The organism is Tardiphaga sp., assembly GCF_044340795.1.
GTDB lineage: Bacteria > Pseudomonadota > Alphaproteobacteria > Rhizobiales > Xanthobacteraceae > Tardiphaga.
Genome location: NZ_JBIISY010000184.1, coordinates 1 through 11,898, shown reverse-complemented (window position 1 = coordinate 11,898; position 11,898 = coordinate 1). Strand labels below are relative to the sequence as shown.

The 11,898-nt window shown below is 58.8% G+C and carries 9 protein-coding genes and 1 pseudogene; 6 read left to right on the top strand and 4 right to left on the bottom strand.

Going from position 1 to position 11,898, the window contains the following annotated elements; translation table 11 throughout:
* Positions 1-20 precede the first annotated feature (20 nt).
* The 5 genes from ACIQ17_RS24245 to ACIQ17_RS24225 all read left to right on the top strand — a co-directional run bounded on the left by ACIQ17_RS24245 (position 21) and on the right by ACIQ17_RS24225 (position 6,289).
* Positions 21-3,302 carry a response regulator gene (locus ACIQ17_RS24245; RefSeq protein ID WP_398471777.1) on the top strand — a complete coding sequence of 1,094 codons (3,282 nt, stop codon included), beginning with the start codon at positions 21-23 and terminating at the stop codon, positions 3,300-3,302.
* Complete coding sequence (locus ACIQ17_RS24240) at positions 3,287-4,138, top strand: CheR family methyltransferase (protein ID WP_398471774.1); 852 nt, start codon at positions 3,287-3,289, stop codon at positions 4,136-4,138. Before ACIQ17_RS24245 ends, ACIQ17_RS24240 begins: the two co-directional genes overlap by 16 nt.
* 5 nt (positions 4,139-4,143) lie before the next feature.
* Positions 4,144-4,701: a chemotaxis protein CheB gene (locus ACIQ17_RS24235; protein ID WP_398471776.1), complete on the top strand. Its 558-nt coding sequence runs from the start codon at positions 4,144-4,146 to the stop codon at positions 4,699-4,701.
* 7 nt (positions 4,702-4,708) lie between these two features.
* A complete protein-coding gene (locus tag ACIQ17_RS24230) occupies positions 4,709-5,839 on the top strand; it encodes a sensor histidine kinase (protein ID WP_398471772.1) in 1,131 nt (376 codons plus the stop codon).
* Between the two features lie 102 nt (positions 5,840-5,941).
* Entirely contained in the window at positions 5,942-6,289 is a 348-nt protein-coding gene (locus ACIQ17_RS24225) for a response regulator (RefSeq protein ID WP_398471771.1), read from the top strand.
* 53 nt (positions 6,290-6,342) lie between these two features.
* Here the strand turns inward: ACIQ17_RS24225 and ACIQ17_RS24220 are convergent, their stop codons facing one another.
* Both ACIQ17_RS24220 and ACIQ17_RS24215 read right to left on the bottom strand, forming a co-directional pair.
* Positions 6,343-6,585: a hypothetical protein gene (locus ACIQ17_RS24220; RefSeq protein WP_398471770.1), complete on the bottom strand. Its 243-nt coding sequence runs from the start codon at positions 6,583-6,585 to the stop codon at positions 6,343-6,345.
* Between the two features lie 95 nt (positions 6,586-6,680).
* The gene (locus tag ACIQ17_RS24215) at positions 6,681-6,899 is read right to left on the bottom strand and encodes a ribbon-helix-helix domain-containing protein (protein WP_398471768.1); all 219 of its coding nucleotides are present in this window, start codon (positions 6,897-6,899) and stop codon (positions 6,681-6,683) included.
* A gap of 528 nt (positions 6,900-7,427) precedes the next feature.
* On the opposite strand from ACIQ17_RS24215, the gene ACIQ17_RS24210 reads away from it, so the two are divergent.
* Positions 7,428-7,976 carry a PAS domain-containing protein gene (locus ACIQ17_RS24210; protein ID WP_398471767.1) on the top strand — a complete coding sequence of 183 codons (549 nt, stop codon included), beginning with the start codon at positions 7,428-7,430 and terminating at the stop codon, positions 7,974-7,976.
* A 618-nt stretch (positions 7,977-8,594) separates the two neighbouring features.
* Here ACIQ17_RS24210 and ACIQ17_RS24205 read toward each other — a convergent pair.
* Together ACIQ17_RS24205 and ACIQ17_RS24200 are read right to left on the bottom strand one after the other, a co-directional pair.
* Positions 8,595-8,678 (bottom strand): annotated as a pseudogene (locus ACIQ17_RS24205) (serine/threonine protein phosphatase); the annotation flags it as partial.
* A 1,155-nt stretch (positions 8,679-9,833) separates the two neighbouring features.
* Positions 9,834-10,031: a hypothetical protein gene (locus tag ACIQ17_RS24200; protein WP_398471775.1), complete on the bottom strand. Its 198-nt coding sequence runs from the start codon at positions 10,029-10,031 to the stop codon at positions 9,834-9,836.
* Positions 10,032-11,898 lie beyond the last annotated feature (1,867 nt).

Below are 11,898 nucleotides of genomic sequence, written 5' to 3'. Positions count from 1 at the left end.
TCCAAGATGGCAACCGGCGCATCCTCCGTTCCCACGAGGTCATCCTCGCTTTGGATCAACTGCTCTCGATGGCGCAGGACGCCGAAACGGGACAGCGCGGCTTCTTATTGACCGACAATGAGACGTATCTCGATCCCTACAAATCGGCGTCCTCGTCGATCCCAGCCAAGCTCGGCCAGATCGCCGAGCTGACGAAGGATAATGCGAGCCAGGCGCCGCGTCTGGCCACGCTGCGCGAACGAATCACTTCAAAACTGGCCGAACTGCAACAAACGATCGATCTTCGTCATACGCAGGGAAAGGAAGCGGCACTTGCCGTGGTGAATTCCGATCGCGGCAAACGCGACATGGACGGACTGCGCACGCAAATCGCCGCGATGTCGGAAGAGGAGACGCTCCAGCGCACCCGGCGATTGGCGGAAATGGGCGAGGCGCAACGAACGGCGTTGGTCAGTAGCATCATGGCGGGATTGCTCGGCATATTGCTGACGGCAGCAATCGGCTTCCTTGTGCGCAAGTCTACGCTCGCGCGACGCCGGGAGGAATGGCTGCAGACCGGGCAGGTCGGATTGGCGACCGCGATGATGGGCGACCAAACACTTCAGCAATTAGGCAACAGCATCCTCGATTATCTCGCTCGTTACGTCGGTGCCGTCGCAGGCGCCATCTATGTCGGCGGCGGCGATTTTTTCCGGCGTTCGGCGACATACGGCGTTCCTGACGGCGTCAACCTCCCGGCGGCCTTCAGGCTGCGCGAAGGTCTTCTCGGACAGGCGGCCGCGGAAGGTCGCTCCATCGAGGTGCGCAATCTGGCGGACGATTATCTCAAGTTCGGCTCCGCGCTTGGCGAAGGTCGGCCAAGGCACCTCATAATCGTTCCAGGCAGTGTGGACGATGCCGTCAATTCGGTTCTCGAACTCGGATTCGTTCAAACGACGGACGATGACACGACCGAATTGCTGGACAAGGTGTCGAGCGCGCTGGCGATCGCGGTGCGGTCCGCGAAATATCGCGGCGAACTTCAAGACCTTCTCGAAGAAACGCAGCGGCAGTCCGAAGAGCTGCAGACCCAGAGCGAGGAACTTAGGGTCTCGAATGAAGAGCTGGAAGAACAGGGAAGGGCGCTGAAGGAATCGCAGGCGCGGCTCGAACAGCAACAGGTCGAACTGGAGCAGACAAACTCGCAACTCGAGGAGCAGGCGCAGCAGTTGGAGACGCAACGCGACGATTTGGAGCGGGCGAACTCTGCGACCCAATTGAAAGCCCGCGAGCTCGAGCAGGCAAGCCAATACAAGTCGGACTTCCTCGCCAACATGTCGCACGAATTGCGAACGCCGCTCAATTCATCGCTGATCCTGGCCAAGCTTCTTGCTGACAACCCTGACGACAACCTGACCGACGAACAGGTTAAGTATGCACAAACCATACAGTCGTCCGGAAACGATCTTCTGAATCTCATAAACGACATCCTGGATCTGTCGAAGATTGAAGCGGGCCATGTGGATATTCACCCGGAGACGGTTACGATCGATCGACTGATGTCTAACATCCGCAAGGTCTTCGAGCCGGTCGCCCGCGACAAGTCGCTCGACTTCGTCGTCGACGTCGGGCAAGACTGTCCTGCCACGATTGAGACAGACGTTCAGCGCCTTGAGCAGGTGCTAAAAAATCTGCTGTCGAACGCGTTCAAATTTACCCAGGCCGGACAGGTTAGGCTGAGCGTCAGGACGGAACGGGATGACCGCGTCGTATTCGCGGTTACGGACACCGGGATCGGAATCGCCGAGGAACAACAGCAGAAGGTGTTCTCCGCATTCCACCAGGCAGATGGGACCATCAATCGCAAGTTCGGCGGTACTGGACTCGGCCTCTCGATCTCCCAGCAACTCGTCCGCCTCCTCGGTGGATCGATCGGGCTCTCGAGCAGGCTTGGTGAGGGCAGTACTTTCTCCCTCACAGTGCCCGTCACATACGATCCGGCCAAGGTCGTGCCGCGGAGTGCGCCCGGAAGCATTTCGGAGACGCGACCCGCAGATTCGGAAGCCCAACCGCCGGTCAAGCCGCAAAAGGCGCCGATACGAATAGACGATGACCGCTCAGCGGTTGCCGACGACCGCCGCATTCTTTTAGTCGTGGAGGATGACGATACGTTCGCCGCCATCCTGCGTGACCTGTCGCGAGAGATGGGTTTCCGGTGCGTGGTCGCGCCGAATGCGGAAGAGGCCCTGGCACTGGCCAAAGAGCATATGCCGAATGCCATCGTTCTCGACGTTGGCCTTCCGGATCAGTCGGGATTGTCGGTCCTTGACCAGTTGAAAAGGGATGTGCGCACCCGGCATATTCCAATTCACGTCGTCTCTGCCGAGGATCATGCAGGGACGGCATACTCCCTCGGGGCCGTCGGCTACGCGCTCAAGCCCATCAAACGGGAAGAACTTGTGCAGGTGCTCGAGAAGCTTGAGGATCGGCTCGCAAAGCGGGTTCATCGCGTTCTCATTGTCGAGGATGACGAAATCCAGCGCGACGCCCTGTCCAGACTGTTGACGTCGCACGATGTCGAGACCGTTACGGCTGGTACGGCTTCCGAATGCCTCGCGCTTCTGCAGGCCGAAACCTTCGATTGCATGGTGCTCGATCTGTCGCTTCCTGACTCGTCAGGCCATGCCCTGTTGGAAAAGCTCAGTCAGGAAAGCGCTTACTCCTTTCCTCCGGTCATCGTCTATACGGGCCGCGAACTTTCGGATGCGGACGAGCGGCAACTGCGGCAATACTCCAGATCCATTATTATCAAGGGCGCGAAGTCGCCGGAACGGTTGCTGGACGAAGTCAGCCTCTTTCTCCATCAGGTCATCTCCGAACTGCCGGACGCGCAGCAGAAGATGATCCGGCAGGCACGTAGTCGGGATGCATTGCTCGAAGGGCGGCGGATCCTCGTCGTCGAAGACGATGTCAGGAACGTATATGCCCTGACTAATATTCTCGAGCCGCGAGGCGCCGTCATCAAGATCGCCCGCGATGGCCGGGAAGCCCTGGCGGCGCTCGAGGCATCGGTCGGTGACGCGAATGCCGCCATCGATCTCGTCCTAATGGACGTGATGATGCCCGTGATGGACGGGCTCACCGCCACGCGGGAAATCCGTAAGAATCTGGCTTTCAGGAAGCTTCCGATCATTACCCTGACGGCCAAGGCAATGCCCGACGATCAGCAACAATGCATCGACGCCGGAGCTAACGACTACATGGCCAAACCTCTCGACGTGGACAAACTCCTGTCTCTCGTGCGCGTATGGATGCCGAAGTGATCGACGAACCGTCAGCCGAAAAGGTCGAAGATATCGAGATCAGGCTTCTGCTTGAGGCGCTGTATTCGCGTTATCACTATGATTTCCGTCACTATGCGATGGCATCGATCAAACGGCGGCTGAGACAGGCGCGCGAACAGCTCGGCTTCGTGACATACTCTGCAATGCAGGAAAGCTTGCTTCACGATCCGGAATGGCTTCCCCGGCTGTTACGCTATCTGACCGTGCAGGTCAGCGAGATGTTTCGCGATCCGACCTACTGGAAGGCGATCCGTGAGAAGGTCGTGCCGCACTTGCGGACCTATCCCTCGCTAAAAGTCTGGGTGGCCGGTTGCAGCGGAGGAGAGGAGCTCTATTCCTTCGCAATACTATTTCGGGAAGAGGGGCTGGAAGACAGAACTCTGTTCTATGCGACGGACATCAATCAAGAGGCGCTACGCAGTGCCGAGGCTGGAGTGTACGCCCTCGACCGGTTGCAACTTTTCACCGAGAACCACCGCAAGTCGGGCGGCAAATCGTCCCTTTCCGATTACTATCAGGCCGCCTATGGACGCGCCGTTTTTGACAAATCCCTGCGACGGAATGTGGTTTTCTCCGACCACAGCCTGGTGACCGACGCGTCCTTCGGGGAAATGCACCTCGTATCGTGCCGCAACGTCCTCATTTATTTCGACCGCGTCCTGCAGGACCGCGCACTCGGCCTGTTCGTCGGATCGCTCGGCCGCAAAGGTTTTCTCGGAATCGGCTCGAAGGAAAGCTTACGGTTCTCGGCGCACGGAGCGGATTTCCGCGATTTCGTGCGCGAGGAGAAGATCTATCAAAGGTACGGAGCTTGACCGCGATGTCGGACCGCGCGATCGTGATCGGAGCGTCCGCGGGCGCGCTTGAAGCGCTCACGGCGATCCTGCCGTTGTTGCCGCCGGATTTCACCATTCCCGTCTTCATCGTCGTTCATATCCCGCCGGACCGCCAGAGCGTGCTGGCGGAGCTGTTTGCGGCAAAGTGCCAAATTCCCGTGCGCGAAGCCGAGGATAAGGAGCCCATCCGTCCCGGAACGATCTATTTTGCGCCACCGGACTACCACCTGCTGGTGGAAACGGATAAAAGTCTGGCGTTGTCGAGCGATGAGGCGGTGATGTTCTCGCGTCCGTCGATTGACGTCCTGTTTGAGACCGCCGCAGATGCCTATGGGGCCGGATTGATTGCGGTTGTTCTCACGGGTGCCAATGGCGATGGCTCGTCAGGCTCGCGGACGGTGGAGGACGCAGGCGGCGGTGTACTCGTTCAGGAGCCTGACCACGCGTTCGCATCCGCGATGCCCCAGGCGGCTATCGACGTGTGCGCAAGCGCGCGGGTCATGTCTTTAGGCCAGATTGCACGATATCTGGCGGATCTATAGGGGAAACATGAAGTCCGTATCGTTCCTGCTCGTCGATGACCTTGAGGAGAACCTGCTTTCCCTCGAAGCGTTGCTGCGCCGGGACGATCTCGTGCTTTTGAAGGCCCGGTCCGGCGACCAGGCCTTGGAAATGCTGCTCAAGGAGGACGATATCGCGCTGGCTCTTGTCGATGTCCAAATGCCGGGGCTGGATGGTTTCGAATTGGCCGAGCTCATGCGCGGAAGCGAGCGAACGCGGCGCATTCCCATCATTTTCCTGACGGCGGGAAGCACCGACGGACGACGGCGTTTTCGGGGATATGAAGCGGGCGCGGTAGACTTCCTGCAAAAACCGATCGAACCCGACATCTTGCGAAGCAAGACGGAGGTTTTCTTCCAACTCCACAGGCAGAAGCAGCAGCTTGCGGAACAACGCGACGAACTGAAAGCATATGCAGAAGCTCTAAGCGAGGCAGGACGCCGCAAGGACGAACATCTCGTCACGCTGGCCCACGATCTGAGCCAGAACGAGACCATGCGCGCCCAGCAGGACGTGCTGCTGCGAGAGATCAATCACCGCATCAAGAATCTGTTCAGCCTGACCTCTGGACTGATCACGCTCAGTGCGCGGACGGCCGCCAGCGTCGATGAGCTTGCCGACGATCTGCGAGAACGGCTTGATGCGTTGGCTCGCGCCCATGAACTTACGCTTCCCGATCTCAGTGGTGGCACGAACGTCGCTCCAACCGATACCTCAGTCGTAGCATTGCTACGAGCAATTCTGGCGCCCCACGAGCACGATCAAGAATCCCGCATCACGATCTCGGGCGCCGACGTGCCGATATCGTCGGGAACGCTGACCTCGTTTGCCCTGTTGCTTCATGAACTCGCGACGAATGCCGCCAAATATGGAGCTCTCGCGACGCGAGACGGACGGCTGACCGTCACCGTATCGGAAATTGGCGATGATCTGCGCATGGAATGGATCGAAAAGGCCACGACCGCTCCCCGGAGCTCTCCCGGCGGACGCGAAGGATTTGGGCGAACGCTGGAAAGGTCGGTATTACGAAGTCTGGCAGGCACCCTAATGCGCGAATGGAACGAGCGGGGGCTTGTGCTGACGTTGACGTTACCGCGCTCGCGATTTGCGGGCGGATGAGCGGCGCGACTTTGACAGGGCGTCATCCGGTCGCCTGCTCTAACTTTTTCGGAACGAATCCGACGCTTGTTATTATCCCGTCGTATTCTAACGAGATCGATCATGTCCAAAATTCTCATTGTTGAAGATGACCCGTTCATCATGATCTGGGTCGAAGATGCACTCCGCGATGCGGGGTTTTCTTTGCTGTCTGCAACGAACGCCGACGTTGCAATCCGCTATCTCGAAACCAACGACGACATATCGCTCGTTTTCACCGATATCGATATGCCCGGCTCAATGGATGGCTTGGCGCTCGCCGCCGTTCGACGCAGATGGCCGCCCGTTCACCTCATCATAGCAAGCGGCAAACACAGGCTCCGCGCTGATGAAATGCCAACCAGAGCGATCTTCATCCCGAAGCCCTATCTACCCCGAGATGTTCTCGGTGCGGTGAATTCGTTTCACTGAACCGACGCAGCAGTGAAGGAACGATCGTTTGTGATGTTATAGAAATTTCGCGCCTATAGGGGTTCCTTCAGAATCAGTTGCGCACGGACATCGGCAGGATCATCGATGTTGTGGCTACCGACAGTGACGGCAACGGCCTTGCCGTTTGCGAGCCGAAGCGAAACATGGTTCGACCGAAAGCATTTCTCGATCACGTCGATATCCGCATATACCCATCCGTCGTCGATGCGCTTGCCGCCGCGCACGACCGATTTAATATCGTAGCGCGCTGGGCCGCAGTGCTGGCCCTCGATCAACAGCTCTCCTAATCCTTTACTCAACATGACCTCCGTTTAGCGCGATAACTAATGCATCGTTGTAGCTAGTCCTCTCTAAGGAAAGACTTTCTGGATCATCGGTCATTGGGCCAAGCGCTCAAAATTATTACCCGCGACGCGCCCGGCGCTTCGCTTCCGGCCTCTCGATCCATTTGTGAGGCTAGCCCGGCGACTTTGGCCCCAAGGCGCTCGGCCATGTGTTCGAGGCAATCCCAGAAGTCGCTCTCGAGTTCGACGGATGCAACCGGTCTCCCCGTGACGATCAAGCGCCTCTCTTCGACAATCCCATGCATCCACGCGTCTTTTTGGTGCAAGAAAGCCCGCAAGCCGCTTTAGGCCATACACACGCCCGCAGAGAGTCGATCGGCGCATGCCAGCTACGCTCCTGACTCATGCGCCAGCGGGGCCGAGCAAGCATCGGTTCAGAACTGCATCGCTGCGATTCCAGCGAGCCGGAAGTAGCTTCGGTGCCGCGCACAGCAGGGGCCATCCGCGCCCATGTTTCCTGCTTTTGTAGGACAAACAGAATGATGGAACCACCGTCTAGGGCATCGCCCAGGTGTAGCGTCGAGACGAGGGCGAGGCCTAAAAGGTCTTGTCCCTGCTGTTGTCTTGGAAGATCAAGGAACTTCCTTCGCTCGCGTACTGGTCCGCAAGGTCGAAAATCTGACGACGACGGTCTGGGTCCTTGATTTTGAGATACCGAACGATCAGTTCGAGTGTTTCCTTATCGGTAGCTTGTCCGTATTCACACATGCGATGCCTCCTTGCGGAACAGAAAACTATCCAGCGCTGTTGTGTCTCGCTCGCCCCTCATACTCGTGCAATACTATCGCTTTCTGTGCGACGGTGAAAATATGGAAGGCCGACCGTTTTCCGAGATTTGCCAGGAACTTGCTCTGTCGGCTGAGCAAAAAGGAGAGACCGTGCTGGCAGCCCTCCTGCGGATGGCGGCGCTTGATGCAGTGGAAAGCGGGGTTCGCCAGGAGGCGGGACGAACCGCAGACCTGCTCGTCGGCGTATGGGACTGGGACGTCGTGCAAGATCGCGTCTATGCGGACACCCGATTCGCCAGCATGTTCGGCATCAGTTCGGCGGATGCGACGCTGGGTTCGCCCATCGGCGCATGGCTACGGGCGGTGTATCCAGGCGATAGAACCGGTCTGCAGGAAGCCATCCAGGACGCCCTGCGAGGAGGCGCGTTTGCCATCGAGTATCGTGTTATCGTGGGCGGTGCGGTCCGGTGGCTATATGCTCGCGGCAAATGCACGCTCGACGCGGATGGCAGACCCGTTCGTTTCCCCGGTGCCGTCGTAGACATTACCCACGAGAAGACCGACCAGCACGCCATCAGCATCGTGCCGAACTAGAACCGCTATTCGCCGCCCGAGCGCGGGGCGTTACCTTTCCGGGACTGGATTTGCAATCTGTCTGATTTCTCAGGTATCACTACAGCCGGGATCTAACGCGCCATTCGGAGCGGCATCCGTCCGCATTTGTTGGGAGCCGATCATTAAACTGCTGGGCCGGTCGTGGCCCTGCGAGATCAACTTTCGAGAAGGATTGCGAACTTAACATTCCGGTTTGGTGTGCGGGAAGCCGTGCGCGCGAAAACAATCACCTTCGAACAGGCGTCGCAGTCATTATCGGACGCGGCGATAGACCCCCTGCGATGGAATGCGGCCATGGACCTCTCGGGCGAGTATGCCGGTGCCAAGGGCGCCGTTATGTTTGCAGTAAAAGGCCAGTGTCCCGGAACGCCACACTCTCAATGACTTTCGGATGGACTTTCCGAGTACTTCCGGGACGGATGGACTGAACGCGTTCGCGGGATTCCGCTTCTGCGACAGCGCAACATATTCACCGATCAAGACTTCGCCACGCCCGAAGAGATGGCTTCATCGGACTATTACCGCGGTTTGCTCGCTCACCACGAATGCTACTGGTCTGCAGTGGTCGGCTTTACCGATCCCGTGGTCGTTGTCCGAAGATAGAAATGGCTCGCGTATCCAAAGAAGATCTTCATCGGATTGCGATGATAGCGGAACGCCGGGCCGCAGATGTGCGCCCACCATCAACAGTCCGGCGCGTGAAAAAGGGGGATCGGCGTTTGTGCCAGATGGTCTCGTCCATGAGGGGAAATTAGCCAGGCGCCCGCGGCGAGCAAGGGCTCTCGCGCTCATTCAGGATGATCGCTCAAGGCACGCGCCGGTCGAACCTGCCGTAAGCCGGTTTCTCCTAGGTCAGCATCCACATAGTCACTCTCCAGACCAACACTGCCAAGTACCAAAACCAGCAGAGCGTTGCCAGCAGAGCCACGACCGCCCAAGAGAGCATCGTATGCGTGTTTTCTGAGTGTGGCCATGATCAACTCACCGGCATAGTTTTGGCGCACACGGGGCAACGCGTTTGGAGCCCGAGATATGTCTCTAAGAGTATGAGCTCCGCTTCGTCCGGCGTTTGCCGCGCACCTGGCTTTATTCGAGCGATGTGAACGGCTTGTCTTACTGCCCGATCGTTGTCTCTCGACACGAGGACACCGTGGCAGCGAAACGCTGCGCTAGCTCTAACGAGTGCTTCCTGTGCCCAATCGGATTCCAGGCTCATTAACGGTCGCTCATTGGCAATGAAAAGCCGCCGGCATTCTCGCGCAGCGGCTACCGGATATAAAAAATGCTGGTTCGGGCTGAAATAATCCCCACTCCGGTAAGTGTAGATAAGCACCACCAATTCTGTCGGTCCACCGGAATCGCAGTTCCTGGTTGCGAAACACCACGAGCGTGATCTCTGGGCGTCACCCAATTGGGGTACGCCGCCACAGATAGCTTGCGTGATTGCATTCCACAGCTCCGAATTGTAAGTCGCCTCCGAACCGAACGCCCCGTTCGGAACACCCCAAACTCAGCCCGGCCGCCGCGAGGTGGACGGGCCTTTCCTTCGTGGATCTCCGCGGTGGAGCTTTGCCGGTCGCCTGAGGCCTTTGCTAAATCGGTGTGATGACGATGAAACTTACCTTGCGGCTGCGCCGGAAGTGGACGGAAGCGGACTTCGCGAAGATGGTCGCACTTTTGAAAGACGGAGTGCCCGTCGTAAAAGTTGCCAAGCAACTGAAGCGGAGTGAGGCAGCAATCCGCGTACAGGCCACCAGGGTCCGTGTGTCAGCCTCCGGCAATCTTGCTCAGCGCGCGAAGCGGAATTTAGAACTCGGTCGCGGGCTTCGCGACTGATCAGTCGGCCGTCGGTAAGCGTCGCATGGTGAATTCAATCTGGCCGTCCTCGAGCTTTTGCCAAAACTCGACCGTCGTCGAATACCCGCCGGCAGGATAGCGCTGTAGGATCTCCCGAGCTTTGGCGCGGGCGGCATCGCGGAGCAGGGTGAACGTCTCCCGCATAAAGCCATCGCCGACCTGCTGTCGGGCCCGCATGCGTTCGGCGAGGCGGCGCGGGGGGTCATTTTCTAAGCCTCGGTACCGGTCGACGCCGGGTTCGCGATAAACTTTGAACCATAGCGGCATCGTCTAGAACTGCTCTCAAGCACTCCAACGCTTCGCTTTCGCTCAGCCCCTCATCGACGCCACGGATCACCGTCCTCGCGTCTTCGAGCGCAGCAAGGACCTGCTCGATATCGTGTCTTTCGCTCATCGGTCGCGCGCCAGCTTGAGGCGTCTCCAATGGGGATCCTTTCGGCTCGTATCATAAATCGGCTCCCGGGGGTGCAGAGCATTCCTCAGCCCGACCACCGCATGCATGAGGGGGGCGCGATCTTCGGCTGCCAGCATTAGAGCCTCGGTGGCGGTCCGCCAGGCCGGCAGGTCAGCTTGGGATTTCGGTAGCTTCTGGATGAGCATCCCGGCGCCTCGAAGGGTCACGAGCGGCTTTGAGCCGGGCACCGGAATAGGGGTAGGCAGAAGGGTATCCCACGACATACTCAACTCCGAACTCAACTCTACTGGCCAGGATATAAGCTTTTGTGTCGCCTTGCGGGAGTCCGGAAGGCCTAAGCGCGGAACCCTTTGATCCGGGTGTCGGTCGCCGCATCGACTCCGCACCTGAGACGACCTGTTGGCGTCCGGGCAGCAACTTGAAGGGGTGAAAATGAAAAAGGTAATCCTAATCGCTGGCGCGTTGGCATTTTCGACGGCGGCGTTCGCACAATCCGGGTCTACAACCCCAACCAGCCCAGGCGCGGGAGCAAAGGGAGCGGGCGGCGTGACCAATGGGCCCGGTGGCCCCGCCAATGCGGGCGCCGTTGGAGGTGGCTCGGCTGGTGCTGGTTCGCCTTCCGCGGTCGGGGGAGCAACTGGGGGGCGGGACGGGCTCTTCGGGAACAGGTGCCGGAGCCTCGGGCGCGGGCGGTAGCGGCGCAGGCGGCGGCTCCGGTGGTGGCGGTTCCGGCGGGGGCGGCGGAGGCGGCTAGCCTTCGAGACCAGGTGATGGATCTGTTGCGGCTCGCTAAGGCGAGCCGTTTCCGTTTTTGCTCACGACCGCGACGCGAATTGTTTGATCTCGTCGACGGCCGACCGCATGTGTTCATGGACAAAGTGACTACGCTGGAATTGTGATCGACGCTTCTAATCGACAGGACCGTCTCCGCGGTCATGTTCGATACGGCACTGAAGTGTGAGCTCAAGAGATCGAGCGCCTTTTGTGCGATCATTTCCCGCTCATGATCCGGCAGGCGCGCGCTCGCGGATGACCTACGCCTTTCCGCGCGTCCAAGCGAGGCTAAGTAGGCGGCACACTTGCCCGCCGCGCCGCCGTCCCCCACGTCGGTGATTGACCTGCCGGTTTTGAGGCAAGCGCGTTCGATGACCCACGCTATCATCAGGCGATCCTGATGTGACAGCAGCTCCCTGGATTGAAGATGACTTAACAACGGTCGAGGGTTTCCCATGTCGGCATCAATCGCCAAAGCGGAAAAATCAGGCGTTTCTTCAGGGTCCATGACGTCGTCTCTGATAGGTGGTCTGGGGGGAACCCGCTCTCTCGCGCGCTCATTCGCCACGGCGCAACGTTTTGCCTTCGGTGTTGCAAAGTCTATATTGCGGCATGTCAAAAGCCCCTAGGAAGCCATGGACGGATGAAGATCGAAAGAGGCTCAAACAACTCTTCGATAGCAACGTCGAAAAACTGGAGGTTGCTAAGTTGATGGGGCGCTCGGTCTTGGCCATTGATGCCCGTGCCGACATCGAGGGTTTGTCATTCATGGTTCGAGACAGAGGCAAACGAAACCCGCGAGTGAAAATAGCCAACGCTTCATTATTCTGAAAGTGCGAAGCTGCGAGGCTTCAG

Bases quoted from the DNA above. Each gene is read 5' to 3' on its own strand.
- ACIQ17_RS24240 (WP_398471774.1), top strand. From the start codon at position 3,287: ATGGATGCCGAAGTGATCGACGAACCGTCAGCCGAAAAGGTCGAAGAT.
- ACIQ17_RS24235 (WP_398471776.1), top strand. From the start codon at position 4,144: ATGTCGGACCGCGCGATCGTGATCGGAGCGTCCGCGGGCGCGCTTGAA.
- ACIQ17_RS24230 (WP_398471772.1), top strand. From the start codon at position 4,709: ATGAAGTCCGTATCGTTCCTGCTCGTCGATGACCTTGAGGAGAACCTG.
- ACIQ17_RS24225 (WP_398471771.1), top strand. From the start codon at position 5,942: ATGTCCAAAATTCTCATTGTTGAAGATGACCCGTTCATCATGATCTGG.
- ACIQ17_RS24215 (WP_398471768.1), bottom strand. From the start codon at position 6,899: ATGCATGGGATTGTCGAAGAGAGGCGCTTGATCGTCACGGGGAGACCG.
- ACIQ17_RS24200 (WP_398471775.1), bottom strand. From the start codon at position 10,031: ATGCGGGCCCGACAGCAGGTCGGCGATGGCTTTATGCGGGAGACGTTC.